The following is a 22,677-nucleotide window of genomic DNA, read 5'->3' on the forward strand; positions in this document are numbered from 1 at the left end:
TGTCCGGCCGGTGGCCGGGGTTCGGGGGCTACAGCCGGACCGGCAGGGTCCGCAGGCTGCGATTGAGCAGGGACGGCTGCCACTGCGGCTCGCCGGCGGCGAGCGCGAGCCGGGGGGCGGCGGCCAGGAGGTCGGTGAGCGCCGCTCCGGCCACCAGGCGCGCCAGCGGCGCACCGAGGCAGAAGTGCGCGCCCTGTCCGAAGGCCAGATGGGGGTTGGGCTGCCGGCGCAGGTCCAGTTCGTCCGGTCGTTCGAACCGGGAGGGGTCGCGGTTGGCCGCGGCGGTGACCAGGTAGAGACGGTCACCGCGGCGCAGGGTCCTGCCCTCCAGGGTGAAGTCGTCGCGCACCTGCCGGACGGACATCTTCGACGGGCCGTCGTAGCGCAGCAGCTCCTCCACGGCGGTGGGCGCCGACTCCGGCTCCCGGCGCAGGATGCCGAGCTGGTCGGGGTGGCGCAGCAGGTGCCAGGTGCCCACGGCTATGAGGTTGCTGGTGGTCTCTCCGCCCGCGAACGCGATGTGGGTGAGCATCGCGACGAACTCGTCCTCGCTGACGGTGTCGTCGACGACCCCGCCGGCCAGCGCGGCGCTGATGAGGTCCTCCTGCGGTGCGCTGCGGCGCAGCCGCACCAGGTCGCGCAGGTACGCGAACAGGTCGAGCAGGGCTCGCTGGGAGTCCTCGTGCTCCTGCGCGGACTGCGCCGCGCCGAGGGCCAGGTCCCCGACCTGGAGGGCCCAGCGCTGGAACCGCGCGGTGTCGGCGGCCGGCACCCCCATCCAGGCCGCCGCGACGGTGGCGGGCAGGGGGCGGGCGAGATCGGCCACCAGGTCGCTGCACCGCCCCCCGTCCCGGACCCGTGCCGCGAGCCGGGCGACGGCCTGCTGCACCATCGGCCGGTTGCGCCGGACCTGCCGCGGCCCGAAGGCGCCCCGGAAGGCGCTGCGCAGACGCCGGTGTTCGGGTGGATCGACGAACACCATCCAGCCGGCCATGATCTCGAACGCGCGCGCGGCTTCCGGGCCCAGCAGGTGACGCGGGGTCCGGGCCAGCACCGGGGTGATCCGGTCGGCGGAGACGGCCGGTTCGGTGAAGCAGGAGGCGACGGATTCGTACCCGGTGACCAGCCACGACCGCTGCACCGGACTCCAGTGCACGGGAGCGGTGTCGCGCAGGTGCGCGAAGTACGGGAAGGGGTCGGCGACGAGGTCGTCGTCCAGGAGATAGCGGTCGGTGACCTGACCGGCGGTGGTCATGTCGTGCGCTCCATCAGTTCGGCGGCGATGGCGGCGACGGCCGCCACCTCCGGTTCGGTGACCATGCTCCGGTGGGTGCCGGGCAGGCGGTGCAGGGTGAGGGCGCCCGGGAACATCTCCCGGCAGCGCCGCTCGTAGGCCGCCGGGTCCTCACCGGCGACGACGGAGGGCCGGCCGGGGGCCGCGGTGGCCGCCTCGGCGCTGACCAGCAGATGCGTCGGGCCCCGGTAGGGCTCGGGCCGGTAGGACGCGGCCGCGCGCAGCAGCGCGGTCCACATGGCGACCGGCCAGTCCGCGCCCAGCGCCGCCTCCGCCTCGTCCACCCCGGCGGCGAGGAGTGTGGCCACCAGTTCCCGCTCCTGGCTGAGCCGGGCGGGTGTGCCCGGGGAGAGCGCCCGGATCGCCTCGCGCAGGGCGACGGCCTTGTCCAGCAGGTCCAGCGCCTCGGTGACCGCGAACATCCCCGCCTCGTCGGGCACGGCCGGTTCCACCAGCAGCAGTGTGTCCACCTGCTCGCCCTCGGCGGTGAGCCGTATGGCCATCTCCTGGGCGATGTTGCCGCCCATCGACCAGCCGAGCAGGGCGTACGGGCCGTGCGGCTGGTGGGCGCGCACCTGCCGGACATAGTCCTGGGCGAGCCCCGTCATGGTGTCCGCGTCCGTGCCGCCGTCCAGGCCGCGGGCCTGCAGTCCGATGACCGGCCGGCCGGGGGGCAGGGCGCGGGCCAGCGGCAGGTACCAGGCGACGCTGCCGCCACTGGGGTGGACGCAGTACAGCGGCCGGCCCGCGCCCTCGCGCAGCACGACGAGGACCTCGCCCCGCGGTGCCGGTGCTGCGCCGGGGGCGCCGTGGCGGCGGTCGTCCACCGCGGCGGCCAGGGCCGCGATCGTCGGGTGCTGCAGCACGTCGGCCACGCCGACGGGCAGGCCGAGGTCGCAGGCGCGTGCGGCGACCCGGACGACGGCCAGGGAATCGCCGCCGACGTCGAAGAAGTCGTCGTAGACGCCCACCCGGTCCAGCCGCAGGGTCTCGGCCACCAGCTTGGCCAGGCTCGCCTCCACGTCGGTGCGCGGCTCGACGTGGGGGCGTTGCGGACGGTCGGCCGGGCCGGGTTCCGGCAGTGCCGCGCGGTCGAGCTTGCCGTTGCCCGTCATGGGCAGCGCGGTCAGGGCCACGAACGCCGTCGGCACCATGTAGGCGGGGAGCCGGTCGCGCAGCCAGCGCCGCAGTTCCTCGGCGGTGGGCGCCGCGGCTCCCGCGGCGGGCACCACGTAGGCCACCAGCCGGGCGTCGTCGCCCGGCCGGCCGGTCCGGGCGCGGCATGCGGCGACCGCCACGTCGGATCGCGTCGACAGGGTGGTCTCGATCTCGCCCAGTTCGATCCGGCGTCCGCGGATCTTCACCTGGTCGTCGAGCCTGCCGCCGAACTCGAGTGCGCCGTCCGCCCGGTGCCGTCCCCGGTCACCCGTGCGGTACAGCCGTCCGCCGCCGCCGCGCGGGTCGGGCACGAACCGTTCGGCGGTCAGCCCGGGCCGGCCGGCGTAACCGCGGGCCAGCGCCGCGCCGCCCAGATGTATCTCGCCCGCCGTCCCGGCGGGCACCGGGCGCAGTTCGCCGTCGAGGACGAGCGCGGTGGTCCGGGCGAGGGGGCGGCCGATCGGCAGTCCGACCGCGTCCTCCGCGACGGTGTCCACGTGGTGGGCGGTGGCGATGAACAGGGTCTCGACGGGGCCGTATCCGTTGACGATGCGCAGATCGGGCCGGCTGCGGCGCAGGGCGCGGACGTGTTGGGCGGAGGCCGTCTCGCCGCCGAACAGGATCTGCCGCAGACCGTCGAGCCCGTCCGGCCGCTCCTCCACCATCAGGTTGAACAGGGTGGTGGTGAGGAAGGCGGTGGTGACCCCGCGGGTGCGGATCACCTCGGCGATTCCGGCCGGGGTCAGGGGTCCGGCCGGGTGGAGGGCGCAGGTCCCGCCGTGCAGCAGCGGGCCGAGGATCTCGAAGACGGCAGCGTCCCAGTTGAGGCTGCTCAGGTGCAGGACGGTCTCGTCGGCGTCCAGGTGGAAGGCGGCTTCCTGGTCGAGCAGGGAGTCGACGACGGCGCGGTGCGTCACCACGACGCCCTTGGGGTGGCCGGTGGAGCCGGAGGTGTACAGCACGCACGCCGGGTTGTCGGCGTCGGCGCCGCGGCCGGGGTCGCCCGCCGGGTCGGCGGCGAAGGTCGCCTCGGTGAGCGGGACGACCGCGCGGACGCCCTCCGGCAGTGCCTGCAGGTGGGTCGGCTCGGCGAGCACCACGTCGGCGTCGGTGCCGGTCATCAGCCGCTGGAGCCGGTGGGCGGGGTCCCGCGGGTCCAGGGGCAGGTACGCGGCACCGGACTTGAGGATGCCGAGGAGACCGACGACGAGGTCCGGGCCGCGGTCGGCGCACAGGCCGACCACGCGCTCCGGGCCGGCGCCGAGGTGTCGCAGCCGGTGGGCGACCCGGTTGGCACGCCGGTTCAGTTCGGCGTAGGTGAGCGTGCCGCCGGCGCCCGCGAGGGCGTCGTCGTGGGGGCGGGCGGCCACCTGGGCCTCGAACACGTCGACGACGCTGCGGTCGTCCCGGGCGTGGGCCCGGGGCGGTACCGTCGCCGGGGCCCCCTGCGCCGCCGCGGGCAGGCTCGGGGCGGCGTCCGGGTTCTCCACCATCGTGGTCAGCAGGGCGCAGTAGGCGTCGGCGAGGCGTGCCACCTCGGCCGGTGCCATGCGTGCGGCGTCCGCCTCGACGGACACGCCCGTCGGGCCGGTGGTGACCATGAGCCCGAAGTTGGTCCGGGCGATCTCCTCGATCTCCTGCTTGTGTTCACTGCCCAGGGCATGGAAGTGGACGTAGTTGAAGGCGGTGTCGACCAAGGTCTCTCCCGCCCAGCGGCCGCGCTGCAGTTCCGCCAGGGGGAAGCGGCGGTGCGGCAGCACCTCCTGCTCGGCGGCGAACACGTCCTTCAGCAGTTCCACCCAGCTGGTGGCCGCGGAGCGGACGCCGAACGGCACCACGTTGAGGAACACTCCGCGCATCCCGTCCGAACCAGCCCGTTCCGGACGTCCGTTGGTGGCCAGGCCGGTCGAGTAGGCGTCGCCGTCGGCGAGTTGCCCGAGCAGGTGGTAGTAGGCGGTGAACAGCACGGTCTTGCGCGGCACTCCGGCCCGGGCGGCGAGCGCGTCGAGGCCGGGCTGGAGATGGCCGTACTCGCGCAGTGCCTCGCAGGTGGGCGTGCCGGTCCGGTCACCCCGCGCGCGGGGCAGCCGTACCGGCGGGAACGACTCCACCATCGCGTCCCAGAACCGCCGCGCCGCCGGGTCGGTGAGGGCGGCGCGCTCCAGGGCCACGTACTCGGCGAAGCGCGGGACCTCGTGGTCTTCCGCCGGTCCGGGCTCGCCGGTCCGGATGCGGCGGTGGCGGTCCACCAGCTCGGCGATGAGCGAGGTGAGACTCCAGCCGTCCAGCACCGCGTGGCAGTCGGTGAGGGTGAGCCGGTACTCGGTGTCGTTCAGCACGTGCACGTGGAGCCGGATCAGCGGAGGGGCCGACAGCTCGAACCAGCGCTTGGCCTCGGCGTCCAGGTGGGCCCGCACCCGCTCGGACCGGGCGGCAGCGTCGACGCCACGCAGATCGTCCACGCCCACCGGGAGCGTGGCGTCGAGATGCACCAGTTGCAGCGGCTCGTCGTAGCCGCTCCAGTCGAAGCCGGTGCGCAGGATCTCGTAGCGCCGCACGACCGCGTCGGCGGCCCGCTGCATCGCCTCGGCGTCGAAGCCGGCCGGCTCCTGGATGCGGAAGCTGGTGACGTTGTGGTAGGCGCCCTTGCCGGCGTCGGCGAGCAGTTCGTACAGCATGCCCTGCTGCATGCGGGTCAGGGGGTAGGCGTCCTCGATGTCGCCGGGGAGGCGGTCGCGGTCCGCGGGCGACACCATGGCGAAGCGTGCCACGGGCCCCTGGCTCCGCCCGCCGCGCTGCCGTGCGTCGGCGGCGGTGTCGACGGCGCGCGCGAGGTCACCCAGCATCTGGTGCGCGAAGACGTCACGCAGTTCGACGGTCGTTCCGCGCCGCTCGGCCAGGCCCACCACGCGCAGCGCCAGGATGGAGTCGCCACCGAGTTCGAAGAAGCGGTCGGTGACCCCCACCCGCGGCACGCCGAGCGTTTCCGCCCAGACGTCGGCCAGGACCCGTTCGGTGGGCGTGGCGGGGGGCACGAAGGAGCGGGCCGTGTCCAGGGCGGTGCCGTCCAGCCCTGCGAGGGCCCGGCGGTCCGTCTTGCCGTTCGCGGTGAGCGGCATCGCCGGCACCACCGTGAACGTGGCCGGCACCATCGGCTCGGGCAGCCGGCGCAGCAGCCACGCCCGGAGGTCGTCGCGGTCCAGGCCGGAGCCGCCCACCAGGTAGGCGTGCAGGCGGTGTTCGCCGGTGCGCTCGCCCCGGGCGAGCACGGCGGCCTGGTCGACGGCGGGGTGCCGGAGCAGCGCGGCCTCCACCTCGCCCGGTTCGATGCGGTGACCGCGGATCTTGACCTGGTCGTCGGCCCGGCCCCGGTACTCCAGGGTCCCGTCGGGCCGCCGGCGTGCCCGGTCCCCGGTGCGGTAGAGGCGCGCCCCGGGCGCGGTGCCGTACGGGTCGGGCACGAACCGCTCCGCGGTCAGGCCCGGCCTGCCCAGGTAGCCACGGGCCAGGCCCGCGCCGCCGACGTACATCTCGCCGACGGCTCCGGCCGGTACGGGGTTCAGGTGCGGGTCGAGGACGTGGACGGTCAGGTCGCCGAGCGGCCGGCCGATCGGCGAGGCGGTGCCGCCGGTGAGGTCACCGGGTGTCACGGTGTGGTGGGTGACGTGCACGGTGGTCTCGGTGATGCCGTACATGTTGACCAGCCGGACCCCGGCGCCCGGCCCCTCCAGCCAGCCGGCGAACTCGGACGGGTCGAGTTTCTCGCCGCCGAAGACCACGGTGCGCACGCCCAGTTCCGCGAGCGGGCGGCTGCCGAGGGCGGCGCGCAGGTTGCGGAAGGCGCCGGGGGTCTGACTGAGGACGGACACGCGCTCCGACTCCAGCAGCGCGGCGAAGCGCTCGGGGTCGCGGGCGGTGTCCTTGTCGGCGATGACGACGCTGCCGCCCCGGGCGAGCGCCCCCCACAGTTCCCAGACGGAGAAGTCGAAGGCGTACGAGTGGAACAGGCTCCACACGCCGCCCGCGGGCAGCTCGAGGTCGGCCTCGCAGGCGTCCAGGAGCCGGACGGCCTGCCGGTGCGGGATGCACACGCCCTTGGGCAGGCCCGTGGATCCGGAGGTGTAGATGACGTAGGCGAGCCGGTCCGCGTCACCGGCCGGGGCGGGGTCGTGCTCCGGCTGTCCGGCCAGGGACGCTTCGTCGAGCACGATCTGCTGCCCCGGCCCGGCGGGAACCCGGTCGGTGAGCGCGGGCGAGACGACGGCCGTGCGCGCGCCGGCGTCGCCGACGACGTACTCCAGCCGGTCGCGGGGGTGGTCCGGGTCCAGCGGCAGGTAGGCGCCCCCGGCCTTGAGGATGCCCAGGACGCCGACGGCGAGATCGGGTCCGCGCTCCACGCAGAGCGCCACCACCGACTCGGGTCCGACCCCGGCGGCGCGCAGCCGGTGGGCGAGCCGGTTGGCCCGGCGGTTGAGGTCGCGGTAGTCGAGCCGGGCGTGCCCCGCGACCAGTGCGGGGGCCCCGGGCCGGGCGGCCGCGTGGCGCTCGAAACGCTCGTGCAGCAGGTCACCGCTGTCGTACGACGCGGCAGGTGTCCCCCAGGCGGCGATGCGCCGCCGCTCGCCCGCCGGCAGCAGCGGAAGGCGGGACAGGGGGGTGTCGGGGTGCTCCACGGCCGTGCGCAGCAGGTGGACGTACTGGTCGGCCCAGCGGCGTACCGTCTCGGGGTGCCACGGACCGGCCCGGTGGAAGAACGCGCCGGCCAAGCCCTCGGGGGTGCGTGCGGTCTGCAGGATGAGGTCGAACTTGACGGCGTCCAGTTCCAGCGGGAACCGGGTGGCGGTGATCCCGGCGAGGCGTACGGGCCGGTCGTCGGCGTCGTCCTCCAGCGTGAACATGGCCTGGAACAACGGAGTCCGGCCGAGGTCCCGTTCGGGGCCCACCTCGTCGACGACCCGTTCGAACGGCACGTCCTGGTGCTGGTAGGCGCTCAGGGCGTCGTCCCGGACGCGTCGGAGTATCCGGCCGAACGACGGGTCCCCGCCGAGGTCGGCGCGCAGGACCACGGTGTTGGCGAAGAAGCCGATCAGGTGCTCCACCTCCGGACGGCTGCGTCCGGCGACGGGCGTGCCGATCCCGAAGTCGCGCTGCCCGCTCCACTCGCCCAGCAGCACCTGGTAGGCGGCCAGCAGCGTCATGTACAGCGTCGCGGAGTGCTCCCGGCCCAGCCGTTCGAGGCCGGCCACCAGCTCGGGCCCGGCTCGGAACTCGCACACCGCGCCCGCGTCGCCGCCGCGCACGCCCTCGCCGTGCCGGTCGTACGGCAGCTCCAGCGGGGGCAATCCGGCCAGCCGGTCGCGCCAGTGCCCCAGTTCGGCGGCCAGCCGCTCACCGGTGAGGGTACGGCGCTGCCAGGCGGCGAAGTCGGCGTACCGCAGCGGCAGCGGGGGCAGCGACCCACCGGCGTACAGCGTCTCCACCTCGCGGACCAGGACGCCCATGGACCAGCCGTCGAAGGCGATGTGGTGGAAGGCCATCAGCACGACGTGGTCGTCGGGCGCGAGGTGCCACGCGGTCACCCGGAAGACCGGGCCACGCGTCAGGTCGAACGGTTCGCGGGCGAGCCGGCGCGCCGCCCGCGACACCTCCTCCTCCGAGGCGGCCGCGCACCACCGGACACCCGGCCAGCCGGGGTCGATGTCCTGGTGCACCCGGCCGTCGACCAGGGCGAACCGGGTACGCAGGCTGGTGTGACGGGCCACCACCTCGTCGAACGCCGCCCCGAGCCGGGCGGGCTCCAGCGGGCCCTTGAGCCGCCAGGCCACGGCGATGGTGTAGGCCGGGCCCGGCCCCTCCAGCCGGTCGAGGAAGTAGAGCCTCTCCTGTCCGAAGGACACCGGCAGTGCGCTGGTGCCGGGGACGGCAGTGATCGGGTCCGGGACGTCGAGGCGTTCGGCGCGTCCGGCGAGGCGGCGGCGCAGCAGCTCCCGCTGTGCGGGTGTCAGGCCGTTCACGTGTTGTCCTTCGCTTCCTGGGCGAGCAGCTTCCTGGCGAGCCCGGTGATGGTCCGGGCCTCGAAGAAGGCGCGGAGGCTGATCGTCGTGTCGAGCTGGGAGCGCAGCCGGGAGATGACCCGCAGCGCGGACAGGGAGTGTCCGCCGAGGGCGAAGAAGTCGTCCTCGACCCCGATGTCGGGCCGGTCCAGCAGTTCGGACCAGATCTCGGCGATGGCCTTCTCCGTCGCCGTGCGCGGAGCGACGCGCTCGCTTTCCGGGGCGGCGGCGGCCTCGGGCAGTGCGGCCCTGTCGACCTTGCCGTTGCCGAGCAGGGGCAGGGTGTCGAGCACCATCAGGTCCGCCGGGATCATCGCGTACGGCAGTGCGGTCTCCAGGTGTGCCCGGAGTTCGCCGGCGGTGACGGTGGTGCCCGTGGCACGTGCGGCGTAGCCGGTGAGCCTCCAGCCGTTCGAACCGTCGGGCCGCGCCACGACAGCGGTGGCGCGCACCGCGGGGTGCGTGGCGAGCGCGGCCTCCACCTCGGCCGGTTCGATGCGGACCCCGCGTACCTTGACCTGCTGGTCGAGGCGGCCCCGGAATTCCAGTCCGCCGTCCGGCAGCAGGCGGGCGGCGTCGCCGGTGCGGTACATGCGGGCGCCGGGCGGTCCGAAGGGGTCGGGGACGAAGGCCCGTGCCGTCGGGCCGGGCCGGCCGTGGTAGCCGCGGGTGACGCCCCGGCCGCCGATGTACACCTCCCCGTACACGCCGAGCGGTTGGGGACGCTGTGCCGCGTCGAGCACGTACACCGACGTGCCCGGCATGGGCCGGCCGATGGAGACCGTGCGGTACGGCAAGGCTGGGTCCAGATCCTCGAACGTGGTGGTGAGGGTGCATTCGGTCGGCCCGTACTGGTTGATCACCCGGCGCAGGTGCGGCAGCGCCCGGTGGAGGCGTTCCAGCAGGGCGGGGGTGCACGGTTCGCCGCTGAGGACCATCAGGCGCAGGTCCGGCAGCCGGTCGGGGCTCAGGTCTCCGCCGTCGAGGAGCCGGTGGAGCAGGGAGGGCACCATGCTCAGGACGGCGGAAGGCGAGGGGGTGCCGTCTCCTGCCGCGTCGAGGCCGGACAGGTCCGGCCGGTCGGCCATCAGCACCGTCGCTCCCACGGTGAGCGGCCCGAGACAGTCGCGCAGGAACGCGTCGAAGGACGTGGACGCGCGTTGCAGGACGACGTCGCCGGGCCCCAGCCGGTAGTGGGCCAGGCACGTGTCGAGGTGGTCGGCGATGTTCGCCATGGCCACCAGCACGCCCTTCGGCGTTCCGGTGGAACCGGAGGTGTAGACGGTGTAGGCGAGGTGGTCCGGGGCGCGGGCCACGTCCGGTGGCCCGGTGGGGCATCCGTCGAGGGCGGGGTCGGCGAGGGTGCGGGCGTCGACGACCGTGAGCAGTCCGGAGTCCGCCGCCAGCACTCCGAGCCGGCGTTCGGGCTGGTCCGGGTCGAGGCCGACGAAGGCTCCACCGGCCTTCCAGATGCCCAGCAGCCCCACCAGGGTGTCGACGCCGCGCGGTACGCACAGCCCGACCCGGCTCTCGGGCTTCACGCCGCGCCCGACGAGGTGGTGGGCCAGGCGGTCGGCCCGGCGATCCAGCTCGGCGTAGGTGACCCGCTCGCCACCGTGGATCACGGCCGTGGCGTCCGGGTGGTCCCGCACCTGGTCGGCGATCCGGTCCAGGACCGGCCGGGCGGGCGGGGCGGCCGGGGCCGTCGCGGTGGACGCGGTGCCCGGTTCGGTCAGGGTGATGTCGCCGACCCGCAGGGTGGGCCGGGCCGCGACAGCTCCCAGGAGGGCGGTGTACGCCCGTACCATGCGCTCGATCGTGGCCGTGTCGAAGATGTCGGTGGTGAAGTCGATCGTGCCGGCCAGTCCGTCCGGGCCCTGCACCAGCTCCAGGGTGAGGTCGAGCTTCGCCGCGCCCCGGTCGGCGGGCAGGGCGGTGCCGTGCGCAGTGCCCAGCCGCAGGGTGTCCAGGTTCCAGTCGTTGAAGCTGAACATGGCCTGGAACAGCGGTGACCGGCTCAGGTCACGGTCCGGGCGGAGTTCCTCCACGAGGCGGCCGAAGGGCATGTCCTGGTGCTCGTAGGCGTCGAGGGCGTCGTCGCGTACACGGCCCAGCAGGTCCTCGAAAGCCGGGTCGCCGGACAGGTCGGCCCGCAGGACCAGGGTGTTGAGGAAGAAGCCGACGACCTCGCGTACCTCGGGCCGGTCGCGGCCGGCGACCGGGGTGCCCACCGCGAAGTCCGTCTGACCGCTCCACCGGCCCAGCACCGCCTGGTACGCGGCGAGCAGGGTCATGAACAGCGTCGCCCCGTGCCGCCGGCCGACCTCCTCGAGTGCGGTCACCAGTTCCGGCGCGACCGTGAACCGCACGGCCTCGCCCGCGCGGTCGCGGACGGCGGGACGGGGCCGGTCCGTGGGCAGCTCCAGCGCGGGGAGGTCCGCGAGCCGGCGCCGCCAGTGCGCCAGCCGGCCGGTGAGCCGCTCGGCGGACAGCTCCCGGCGCTGCCAGGCCGCGAAGTCGGCGTAGCCGAAGGGAAGTTCGGGCAGAGTTCGGCCTTCGTAGCACAGTTCCAGTTCGCGGATCAGCACTCCCATGGACCAACCGTCCGAGACCGCGTGGTGCATCACCACCGCCAGCACGTGCTCGTCGGCCGCGATGCGGTACACCACCGCCCTGAACAGCGGGCCCGCGGTGAGGTCGAACGGCTCGCGCACCAGCTCCCGCACGCCCTGGACGGCTTCGTCGAGGGAGGGGGCCTCGCGCCGGTCGAGGCCCTTCCCGTGTGCGTCCGTGTCCTGGTACGCGACACCGTCGACCAGGGCGAACCGGGTGCGCAGCATGTCATGACGGGAGACGAGGGCTTCGAACGCGTCGGCCAGACGGTCGAGGTCCAGCGGTCCGGCCAGCCGCCACACGACCGGGACCGTGTACGCAGGGCCCGCGCCTTCGAGGACGTCCAGGAAGATCAGCCGCTCCTGTCCGAACGACACGGGCAGCCGGCCGGTCCGCTCGGCGCGCTCCATCGGGGCGCCGGCCGGAGCGGTGTCGCGCAGCAGACGTGCCAGTCCCGCGATGGTGCGGGTGCGGAACAGGTCGCGGAAGGTGATCTGCCGTCCCGTGCGTTCGGCCACGGCCGCGGCCATGCGGATCGCCAGCAGCGAATGCCCGCCGAGAGCGAAGAAGTCGTCGTCCATGCCCGGTGCCGGCACGTCGAGGATCTCGGTCCAGACCTGTGCGACAAGCCGTTCCAGCTCGTCGGCCGGTTCGGTGCGGCCGTCGCCGGGGCTGTGCTCCGGCTCGGGCAGCGCCGCCCGGTCCACCTTGCCGTTGGGCGTCAGGGGCAGTTCGCCGAGCGTGACCACGGCGGCCGGCACCAGGTAGGACGGCAGGTGTTCGCCGAGGAACGTGCGCAGGGCGGCCTGTCCGGTGCCGTCGGCCACCACGTAGGCGACCAGGCCGAGGGAGCCGCTGCGGTCCGCGCGGGTGACGACCGTGGCCTCGCGCACCTCCGGATGGCGGCGCAGGACGGACTCGATCTCGCCGGTCTCCACACGGAATCCGCGGATCTTCACCTGGCCGTCGGCCCGGCCGACGAACTCCAGCCGTCCGGGCGCCGTCCACCGCACCAGGTCTCCGGTGCGGTAGACGCGGCCGCCCGGCGGGCCGAACGGGTCGGGGAGGAAACGGCCGGCGGTGAGTCCCGGCCGGCGCAGGTAGCCGCGGGCCAGGCCGGCTCCGCCGATCAGCAGCTCCCCCACGACGCCGACCGGGACCGGCCGCAGCGAGGCGTCGACCACGTGGACGGTGGTGTGGTGCAGGGGCCCGCCGATCGGCACCGGGCGGCCCTGGGCGCGTTCGGTCACCGGATGCCAGGTGGCGAACGTCGTGGACTCGGCCGGACCGTACATGTGCAGCAGCTGTCCGGGCGGGTCGGCGAGCAGGGCGTCCACGGCGTGCGGGTCCGCGGCCTCACCGCCGAACAGCACGTGGCGCAGACCGGCGAGGGCGTCGGGGCGTTGCCGCACGACCTGGTTGAACAGCGCGGTGGTGAGGAAGAGGGTGGTGACGCCGTGCCCGGCGAGGTGGCCGGCGAGAGCGTCGGGCGACAGCGCGACGTCCGGCGGGGTCACCACGACGGCCGCCCCGGCGACCAGCGTTCCCCACACCTCGAAGGTCGCCGCGTCGAAGACGGGGTTGGCCGCGAACGCCACCCGGTCGTCGGGACCGAGCGTGAGGTGGCCGCTGCCGGCCACCGTGCGGACCAGTCCGCGGTGGGTGATGCCGATGCCCTTGGGGGTGCCCGTGGACCCGGACGTGTAGACGACGAAGCCCAGTTGGTCCGGGTGCACGGCCACCTCGGGAGCGGCCGCGTGCGCACCGTCCGGTTCCGCGGCGTCCCGGGGCACCTCCACCACCCGGCAGTTCAGCTCCTCGGCGGGCAGGTGCCCGGCGGTGGTGAGGAGCAGGCCGGTTCGGGTCTCCTCGATCACGTGGCGGCTGCGCTCGGCGGGCTGGTCGGCGTCCAGCGGCACGTAGGCACCGCCGGCCTTGAGGACGGCCAGCTGGGCCAGGACCAGTTCCGCACTGCGCGGAAGAGCCACGGCCACGACGGTCTCCGGGCCCACGCCGAGGTCCCGCAGGCGGTGTGCCAGCCGGTTGGCGCGGCGGTCGAGTTCGGCGTACGTCCACACGCGGTCACCGTCCACCACGGCCGGCCGGCCGCCGTGCAGGGCCGCCTGCCCGGCGACGAGTTCGTGCAGGGGGCGCTCGGGCAGGGCCGGCCGCGGGGCGGTGCCCGCCCGGACGAGCCGGTCGCGGGTGGCCGGGTCGAGGACGTCCCAGTCGCTGAGGCGGCCACCGGCGTCGGCGGCGAGCGTGCGCAGCACCTGCCGGTAGGCGTCGGCGATGCGCTGCGCCGTGGCGGCGTCGAACAGCGCCGTGGCGTACTCGATCAGTCCGGTGCGTGAGCCGTCGGCGGCCTGGTCCACGAAGAGCGTGAGGTCGAACTTGGCGGTTCGCCAACCGAGCGGGATCTCCTCGGTCGTCGTGCCCGGCAGCCGCAGGGCGGTGCCGGCGCCGTCCCGGAGGGCGAACATGGTCTGGAACACCGGGGTGCGGCTGAGGTCCCGCTCGGGGTGCAGTTCCTCCACGACCCGCTCGAACGGCACGTCCTGGTGCTCGTGGCCGTCGAGGGTGGCCGCCCGCACGCGGCTCAGCAGCTCGTCCAGGGTGGGGTCGCCGGCCAGGTCCGCGCGGAGGGCGAAGGTGTTGACGAAGAACCCCACGGTGTTCTCCACGTCGGCGCCCGCCCGGCCGGCGACCGGAATCCCCACCACGAAGTCGGTCTGTCCGCTCCATCGGGCCAGCACGACCTGGTACGCCGCCAGCAGCAGGGTGTGCAGGGTCGTCGCCGCGTCCCGCGCGCGCCGCGCCAGCGTGCGCAGCGCTTCCTCCGGCAGGTCGAACCGGAGGGTGGCTCCCTCGGTGCCGAGGACCGCCGGGCGGGGCCGGTCGGTGGGCAGTTCCAGCACCGGGGCGTCGTGCAGGGTGCGCCGCCACCAGTCCAGTTGGGCGGTCATGCGCTCCCCGGTCAGGGCGGCGCGCTGCCGGCGGGCGAAGTCGGCGTAGCGGACCGTGGGCGCGGAAGGGGTGCCTCCGGCATACAGTTCGCCGAGTTCCCGGGCGACGACGCCGAGGGACCAGCCGTCCGCGACCAGGTGGTGGAAGGTCAGCATCAGCACGTCGTGTTCCGGCAGCCGGACCACCACGGCCCGCCACACCGGCCCGCCGGCCAGGTCGAACGGTCGGCTGATCTCGGTCGCGGCGAGTTCCCCGCTCCACCGCGGCGCGTCGGTCAGGCGCAGGTCCACGCTGGGCACGGGCTCCACGACCGGCGCGGCACCAACCCCGGGAAAGCGGGTGCGCAGCGCGTCGTGCCGGTCGGCGAGGCGGTGCAGTGCCCGTCGCAGGACCGTCTCGTCGAGCCGTCCGTCCACCCGCCAGGCGATCGGGATGACGTACGTGGCGCTGTCGGGGTGCATGTGCTGCAGGAAGAGCAGCCGCTCCTGGCCGAACGAGGCGACCGGCGGGCCGTCCGGGGCGGCCGGTGACGCGGGCGTGTCCGCGGTGGCGAGCCCGGTGCGGGTGGCGAGGCCGGTGCCGGTGATGTGCTCGGCCAGCGACGCGATCGTCGGTTGCTCGAAGACGTCCCGGATCGACAGGTGGAGGCCGGCCTCGTCCCGCAGGCGCGCGACCAGCCGCACGGCGAGCAGGGAGTGGCCGCCGAGGGCGAAGAACGGGTCGTCGACCCCCACGGCGGACACCCCGAAGACCGATGCCCAGATCTCGGCGAGCCGCTCCTGCAGCGGACCCCGCGGGGTCCGGTAGGCGACGGGCAGGTCGGGTCTGTCCAGCGCGGGCAGGGCCTTGCGGTCCAGTTTGCCGCTGGAGGTCAGGGGCAGTGCGTCCAGCTCGACGAGGGCGGAAGGGATCATGTAGGCGGGCAGTCGCTCGCCCAGCGCACCGCGCAGCGCGGCGTGGTCCAGGCTTCGCCCCGTCGGGACGACGTACGCGACGAGCCCCTGGTCCGCGCCGGACCCGCTCGCGACGACCACGCTGGTGCGCACGCCCGGCTGGTCGTTCAACGCGGCCTGGACCTCGCCGAGTTCCACCCGGTTCCCGGCGAGTTTCAGCTGGTCGTCGGCGCGGCCGACGTAGTCCACGACTCCGGGCCGGTGCCACGCCGCCAGGTCGCCGCTGCGGTACATCCGGCCGCCCGGCTCACCGTAGGGGTCGGGCAGGAAGCGCTCGGCCGTGAGCCCGGGCTGCCCGGCGTAGCCGCGCGCCAGTTGCACGCCGGCGAGGTACAGCTCCCCCCGTCCGTCGCCCGGGACCGGCAGCAGCTCGTCGTCGAGTATGTGCAGGCGGGTGTCGGTGACGGCGGCGCCGATCGGCACGCCCGGCTCGGTCCAGTCCGGACGGCACGGCCAGGCGCTCACCTCGATGGACGCCTCGGTGGGGCCGTAGAGGTTGTGCAGCTCGACGTGCGGCAGCTCGCGCAGCACGCGGTTCGCCGTGTCGGGGGGCAGGGCCTCACCGCTGGCGAGGATGCGACGCAGGCTCGTGCACTGCGCCGCGCCCCGCTCACCGGCGAACAGAGCCAGCATGGTGGGGATGAAGTGGACCGACGTGATGCCGCGGCGCCTGATGAGGTCGACGAGATACCCGCTGTCGCGGTGTCCGCCGGGCCGGGCCACGACCAGCCGGGCACCCACCATCAGCGGCCAGAACAGCTCGTGCACCGAGACGTCGAACGCGTACGGCGTCTTCTGCAGCACCCGCTCGTCCGGTGTCATGCCGTACTCCCGCTGCCCCCAGCGCAGCCGGTTGCAGACGCCCCGGTGTTCGACGATCACGCCCTTGGGCCGGCCGGTCGAGCCGGAGGTGTACATCAGGTAGGCGGCGTTGCGGTCGTCGACCCGCACCCCGCAGGGCCCGTCCGGCTCCTGGTCGAGGCCGCCGGTGGACACCTCGGGCAGTCCGGGCAGGTCCAGGCTCGCGTCCATGCCGGGCCCGCGCACCAGGGCCACCGCCCCCGCCTGCCTGACCATGTACGTCAGCCGGTCCGGGGGCAGTTCGAGGTCGAGCGGGAGATAGGCGGCCCCCGACTTCAGGACGCCCAGGAGGGCGACGACCAGGTCCAGGGAACGCTGGGCGCCGACCGCGACGACGGTCTCCGGCGCGGCACCGTGGCGGCGCAGGGCGTGGGCGAGGCGGTTCGCCCGGCGGTCCATCTCCCGGTAGGTCAGCTCCTCCCCCTCGAACTCCAGGGCCACGGCGTCCGGGCTGCGCCGGACCTGCGCCTCGACCAGTCCGTGCATCGTGCTCATGCCTGCTGCTCCTTCTCCACGCGGTCCTGTGCTCCCGGCGCCCGTTCGACGACGTCGGCCGTCTCCCGCTCACGCAGGGCCTGCTCGACGTCCTCGGCGCTCATCGCGGTGATCTCGCGCACCAGTTGCTCCTCCACGGCGTCGGCCAGTCCCGCGACGCTGGGTCGTTCGAAGAGGGCGCGGACGCCGACGTCCACGCCGAACACCGCGCGCAGCCGCATCACGGCCCGGGTGGCCAGCAGTGAGTGTCCGCCGAGGTCGAAGAAGTTGTCGTGGATGCCGACCTCGTCGAGTTGGAGGACTTCCTGCCAGACCTCGGCGACGGCCTGCTCGGCCGGGGTGCGGGGCGCCTCGTAGGTGCGCTGCGAGGCAGGGCGGTGGTGGTCGGGGTCGGGCAGCCGGCCCCGGTCGACCTTGCCCCCGACCGTGCGGGGCAGCTCCTCGACGGCGATGAACAGGGCGGGCACCATGTAGGCGGGCAGCCGCTCGCCCAGCCAGTCCCGCATCCGCTCACCCGCGGGGGCCTCCCGGCCGGCGAGGTAGGCCACCAGCCGGTCCTGCCACACGACGACCGCCGCGTCCTCCACACCGGGGTGCTCCCGCAGCCGGGTCTCCACCTCACCGGTCTCCACCCGGAAACCACGCACCTTGACCTGGTCGTCGGCACGACCGCAGAACGCGAGCTGCCCGTCGTTGCGCCAGCGCACCAGATCACCCGTGCGATACAGCCGCCCTCCCGGCACCTCCCCGAACGGATCCGGCACGAACCGCTGCGCCGTCAGCCCCGGCCGCCCCACATACCCGCGCGCCAGCACCGACCCGCCGATGAACAGCTCACCCACCGCACCGGCCGGCACCTCACGCAACCCCTCGTCCAGGACGTGGAGGGAACGCGGTCCGACCGCACGCCCCAGAGGCACACCCCCCGGCCACTCCCCCGCACCCGCCGGCACCTCGAACACCGTCGACGACACCGTCGCCTCCGTCGGGCCGTAGGTGTTGACGACCGTCGTGTCGGGGAAGCGCCGGTGCCACCAAGTGATGTCCGCCGGGCGGACGACGTCACCGCCGAGCACCAGCAGGCGCAGGGGACCGAGGTCGGCTTCGGCCGGTCCGCCGGCCGCCGACAGTTCGGTGACGAGTTCACTGAGGTAGGCCGGGACGACCTCCATCACGGTCACCCGGTGGTCCTGGAGTTCGGTGAGGAGGGTGCCGGGGGCGATCAAGCCGTGTCCGGGCAGTACCAGAGCCGCCCCGCACGACAACGCCGGGAAGATCTGCTCCACCGACGCATCGAACGCCAACGCCGCGAACTGCAACACCCGATCAGCCGCACCCAACGCGAACCGACGCCGCATCCGCCCCACATGCACCGCGAACGCACCCCGGCTCACCCCCACACCCTTGGGCCGCCCCGTCGAACCCGACGTGAAGATCACATACGCCAACTGCTCCGCAGCGACCACCACACCCGGATCATCCTCACGACCCCCGTCCGGCAGCTCCCCCTCCAGCACCACCGACGCACCCACATCCCCCAACACGAACGCCACCCGCTCCGCAGGCCAGTCCGGATCCAACGGCACATACACACCACCGGCCTTCAACACCCCCAGCACGGCCGCCACCATGTCCACACCACGACGCACCCGCACACCCACCGGCACCTCGGCCGACACACCCCGGCCACGCAACCACCACGCCACCCGATTCGCCCGCGCGTTCAACTCCGCATACGACACCGACCGGCCACCCGACCACACCGCCACCGCACCCGGAACCCGACGCACCCGCTCCTCGAACAACACCACCGGATCCCCCACCACACCCGGCGACACCTCACCCGCACCCCACCGCCGCAACACACCCACCTCACCGGCAGGCAACCCCAACTCACTCACCCGCACACCCGGCGACGCCACCACCGCCGCCAACACCCCACGACAACGAGCGACCAGACGCCCCACCGACACCGCATCGAACACATCCGTCGCGTAGACGAAGGTCATCGACATCCCGCCGTCGCGCCGGGGCTGGGCGAACAGGGACAGGGAGAACAGGGCGCGGGGACGGTCGGTGTCGAAGTCGGAGAAGTGCAGGGTCCCGGTGTCGTCACCGGTGTCCGGGACGTTCTGCATGGCGAACCACGCGTCGATCAGGGAGTCGGTGTCCGGCCGCCCGGGCCGGAGTTCGCGTACGACCCGCTCGTACGGCACGTGCTGGTGGTCCAGGGCGTCGAGGGTGTGGTCGCGGACGCGGGCCAGGAGTTCCGTGAACGCCGGGTCCCCCGACAGATCCGCCCGCACCACCAGCGTGTTCACGAACAACCCGACCAGATGCTCCACCTCCGGCCGGCCCCGCCCCGCCACCGGCGTACCCACCCCGAAGTCCGACTGACCGCACCACCCACCGATCAGCACCTCGAACACCGCCAGCAACGTCATGTACAACGTCGCCCCGTGCTCACGCCCCAACCGCTCCAACCCGGCCACCAGCTCCGGATCCAGCTCGAACGAACACGTCGCACCCGCCCACGACGGCCGCACCCCACGCGCACGGTCCACCGGCAACTCCAGCACCGGCAGACCACCCAGCCGCTCACGCCAGAACGCCAGGTCCGCGTGCAGTGCCTCTCCCTCGAGTTCCTGTCGCTGCTCCGCGGCGAAGCGCGTGTAGGTGCAGGGGAGTTCGGGCAGGGCAGCGCCGTCGTGCAGGGCGCCCAGTTCCTTGACGAGCAGCCCGGCCGACCAGGCGTCGGAGATGATGTGGTGCATCGCTGCGAGCAGGACGTGCTCGTGGTCGCCGAGCCGCCACAGGACGATCCGCAGCAGCGGCCCCCGGCTCAGGTCGAAGGGCCGGTCGGCCTCGGCGCGGGCCTCCCGGTCCACCTGCGCGGCGTCGGTCGCCTCACGCCATTGGACGGGGATGCCGACGTGGTCGTCGACGAGGACGCGGGGCACGCCGTCCAGGTCCGTGAAGCGGCTTCGCAGCGTTTCGTGCCGGGCCGCCACCCGCGCGAGCGCCCACTCGAAACGTGTCCGGTCCAGCGGGCCGCGCACCCACCACATGGGGGTCGACACGTATGCGGTGCTGTGCCCCCCGGCCAGCCGGTCGAGGAACCACATGCGCTCCTGGGCGAAGGACGGGGGCCGGCCGGCCCCGGCACGGGTGTCCGTCCCGAGCGCGTTCGTCGCTGATTGCTCCACCGCAGTTCCTCTCCCCATACCGGAGCCGCTGTCCGGTGTCGACGCCTCGCCGGCCGGACCGGCTCACAAGGCAGCGGCATGGACCGCCACGGGTCGGGGAAGGATCGATGGTTCCTCGCACCGGACCCGGGGTCCGTGCGAGAAAGGATCCCGCGGTAATCGAGCGTCGATAGAGTAGGCGCTACTTCCGTGCCGCGCCCCCGGGTGGCCGTCACCGGCGCACCGCACCGACGGATACGGCCTTGCTTCTGCTTGCCCGTAGTGGTTGATTGCCTCAGTGGCTCATCCACTGAACAGCGATGTGGTGTCCCGGCGTCGGCCGGCAGCGGTGGCACGAGAGGGCGGCCCTCCGGTCGCCGGCGCGCCGTGCGCCGGCGACGCCCCGCGGCACCGGTGGCCCTTCGCGTGCCGGGACGTTCAGGTCGACGCCTTCCGGTCGCACCTCGACGACGACCGCGTCCTGGCACTGCTGCTGACCGGTCCTGCGGGGGTCGGCAAGTCCCGCCTCGCCGAGGAGTGCCTGCGTCACGCCGAACGGGCCGGCCACCGCGTCGAGCGGGCGGTCACCGGCGAGGCGCACTCGCCGTTGCCGTTGGGCGCGTTGATGCATCTGCTGCCACCGGACGCCCCGGTCACCGATCCGGTGCGGCTGTTCCGGACGGCGGTGGAGGCGTTCGCTCCGCCGACCGGCTCCGGACGCCCCCGGCGCGCGGTCGTCCGGGTGGACGACCTCCCGCTGCTGGACAACGCGTCCGCCGTGCTCCTCGGTCATCTGCTGCGCAGGGGCGCGGTGTTCCTCCTCGCGACCGTGCGTACCCCTGCTCCCGCGTCGGACGTGGTGGACTCCTTCGCGCCCGACCCCGGCACGCGCCGCATCGACTTGCCGCCTTTCGGTGCAGCCGAGACGCGGGAAGTGGTCCGTACGGCTCTCGGGGGTGCGGTCGAGCACGTCACGCTGCGGCATCTGGCCGAGCAGTCACGTGGCATCCCGCTGCTGCTGCGGGAGCTGGTCACCGCGGCCGTCGGTGCTGGACGGCTGGTGCGGGAGAACGGGCTGTGGCGGCTCACCGGGCCACTGCCGGAGCCGATGCGGCCGGCCGCTGTCATGCGCAGCCGTCTCGACCGGGTGGGTGCCCGTCGGCGCCGGGTGCTGGAACTGCTGTCGCTGTGCGGTCCGCTCCCGCTGGACGCGGTGACCGGTGAGTTCGGCGAGGAGGACGTCGAGGCACTGGAGGAGCTGGGGCTGTTGCGGGTGCGGGTCGACGGTCGCCGCACGGTCTGCGCGGTGGACCATCCGTTGTTCGGGGAGGTGGTGCGGAACGGTGTCCCCGCCGCGAGGCGACGCGAGGTGTTCCGGGAGCAGGCGGACCGGCTGGCCGCGACGGGGGCGCGCCGGCGTGAGGACGCCCTGCGCCTGGTCTCCTGGCGGCTGGCCGCCGGTCTGCCCGTCGGCACCGCCACGCTGCTCGCCGCGGCACGCATCGCCCGCCATGTGCGCGACTACCCGGCCGTCGTCAGGCTGCTGGCCGGTGTGCCGCGACAGGAGGCGGACTTCGATGTCTGGCTGCTGCGGGGCGAGGCGCACCACCACACCGGTGACTCCGCGGCGGCGGAGGAGTGTCTGCGCACGGCCGAGGAACTGGCCGAGCGGGACGAGGACTTGGTGACCGTGGTGATGGAGCGCACCCAGAACCTGTACTGGGGGCTCGGTGACGCCCGGCGGACCCTGGAGGTCAACAGTCGTGCCGCGGCGCGGCTGGACGCGGTGGGGCGGCGCGTGCTGCGCATCAACGAGGCCGCCTACCGGCTGTACGCGGGCCGGGTGCCGGACGCGCTGCGTCTGCTGTCCGACGCGGACGACGTCGCCGTGCCCCGCTTGCGGATGTGGGCGCAGCTGCAGCGCTCGCTGGCCCTGTGCTACGTGGGGCGGGCGGAGGAGTCCGTGGAGCTGGCGCGGGCGGTGCACGAGGAGTTGACCGCAGCCGAACGGGACCAGCGTCCGGGATGTGCCTCCTCCCACGCCAGCGGCCCGGCGATCTACCGGGTGGCCGCGCTGACGGACGCCGGCCGGGGTGAGGAGGCGCGTGCGGTGGGCCGCGAGGCCTTCGAGAGCGCCGTGGCCGCGCGGGCCCTGATGCCGCAGATCTGGCTCGCGGCCCATCTGGGCCGGTGCGAGCTGATCGCCGGGCACTTCACGACGGCGCAGGAGTGGTTCACGGAGGCTCTGGGGCTGGCCCGCGCCCGGGGGTTCCGGCGGGCGGCCGCGTTCGCCGGGGCGGGCCTCGCCGCCGTCCACGCCCAGGCGGGACGTCCCGCGGCGGCGCGGGAGGCGCTGGCCTCGCTGGACGGGGTCGACGTCGAACGCCAGCAGGCGACGTTCTTCATGCGGCAGCTGGCGCTCGCCTGGTCGAGCGCGGTCCGGGGCACGCCACACACGGCGGTGCGGATCCTCCTCGCGGCGGCCGAGCGGGCGAGGGAGACGGGGATGGCCGTGCACGAAGGCTGGCTCCTGGCCGACGCGGCGCGGCTGGGGGCCGCCGCCCGGGTAGGGGTGCGGCTGGCCGAGCTGGCGGCGGCCGGGGACAGCCGGCTCACCGCGGTCAGGGCGGACCTGGCGGCCGCACTGACCGGGCCGGGTCACCACCCCCTGCGGGCAACGGCGGACCGGCTGGGCCGGCTGGGCCTGGACATGGCCGCTGCGGAGGCGGCCCGCGAGGCGTCGGCGCGCGCGGCGCGAGCGGGCGACGGGAAGGCGGCGGCCTCGGCCGCCGTGCTGTCCCGGCGGCTGCTGGCCCGCTGCGGGACCGAACGCGTCAGTGCGCCTTCTCCTCAGCCGGCCGAAGCGCGTCCGCTGACCCGGCGGGAGCGGGACGTGGCCCGTCTGGCGGCGGATGGACTGACCAGTCACGAGATCGCCGCGCGACTGGTGGTGTCGGTACGCACGGTGGACAACCACCTGCACCGCGCCTACCGGAAGCTGGGGGTCTCCTCGCGCCGGGAGCTCGCGGCGGCCGACTGGCCGGATTCGCCCGGCAGGGGCACGGACGCCCCGGCGGTTCCCTGACGGGTACCGTCAG

The 22,677-nt window shown here is 74.2% G+C and carries 5 protein-coding genes; 1 reads left to right on the forward strand and 4 read right to left on the reverse strand.

Annotation, left to right across the window (positions count from 1 at the left end; all coding sequences use genetic code 11):
* Nucleotides 1–28 precede the first annotated feature (28 nt).
* Genes Q5694_RS13140 through Q5694_RS13155 form a run of 4 tightly spaced genes read right to left on the reverse strand, consistent with a single transcriptional unit; the run spans nucleotide 29 to nucleotide 19,600 of the window.
* Entirely contained in the window at nucleotides 29–1,255 is a 1,227-nt protein-coding gene (locus Q5694_RS13140) for a cytochrome P450 (RefSeq protein WP_333933019.1), read from the reverse strand.
* A complete protein-coding gene (locus Q5694_RS13145; protein ID WP_333933020.1) occupies nucleotides 1,252–8,466 on the reverse strand; it encodes an amino acid adenylation domain-containing protein in 7,215 nt (2,404 codons plus the stop codon). The genes Q5694_RS13140 and Q5694_RS13145 overlap by 4 nt, the downstream gene beginning before the upstream one ends.
* Nucleotides 8,463–16,394: an amino acid adenylation domain-containing protein gene (locus Q5694_RS13150; protein WP_333933021.1), complete on the reverse strand. Its 7,932-nt coding sequence runs from the start codon at nucleotides 16,392–16,394 to the stop codon at nucleotides 8,463–8,465. The genes Q5694_RS13145 and Q5694_RS13150 overlap by 4 nt, the downstream gene beginning before the upstream one ends.
* On the reverse strand, nucleotides 16,391–19,600 hold the full coding sequence (locus Q5694_RS13155) for a non-ribosomal peptide synthetase (protein WP_333933022.1): 3,210 nt from the start codon (nucleotides 19,598–19,600) through the stop codon (nucleotides 16,391–16,393). Before Q5694_RS13155 ends, Q5694_RS13150 begins: the two co-directional genes overlap by 4 nt.
* Before the next feature lie 328 nt (nucleotides 19,601–19,928).
* On the opposite strand from Q5694_RS13155, the gene Q5694_RS13160 reads away from it, so the two are divergent.
* Nucleotides 19,929–22,664 carry a helix-turn-helix transcriptional regulator gene (locus tag Q5694_RS13160; RefSeq protein WP_333933023.1) on the forward strand — a complete coding sequence of 912 codons (2,736 nt, stop codon included), beginning with the start codon at nucleotides 19,929–19,931 and terminating at the stop codon, nucleotides 22,662–22,664.
* Nucleotides 22,665–22,677: the final 13 nt, after the last annotated feature.

The sequence above is a fragment of the Streptomyces sp. AHA2 genome, from assembly GCF_036857595.1.
Lineage (GTDB): Bacteria > Actinomycetota > Actinomycetes > Streptomycetales > Streptomycetaceae > Streptomyces.

What these genes read in the sequence shown, in the direction of transcription:
- Q5694_RS13140 (WP_333933019.1), bottom strand. Translation starts at nt 1,255, where the DNA reads ATGACCACCGCCGGTCAGGTCACCGACCGCTATCTCCTGGACGACGAC.
- Q5694_RS13150 (WP_333933021.1), bottom strand. Translation starts at nt 16,394, where the DNA reads ATGAGCACGATGCACGGACTGGTCGAGGCGCAGGTCCGGCGCAGCCCG.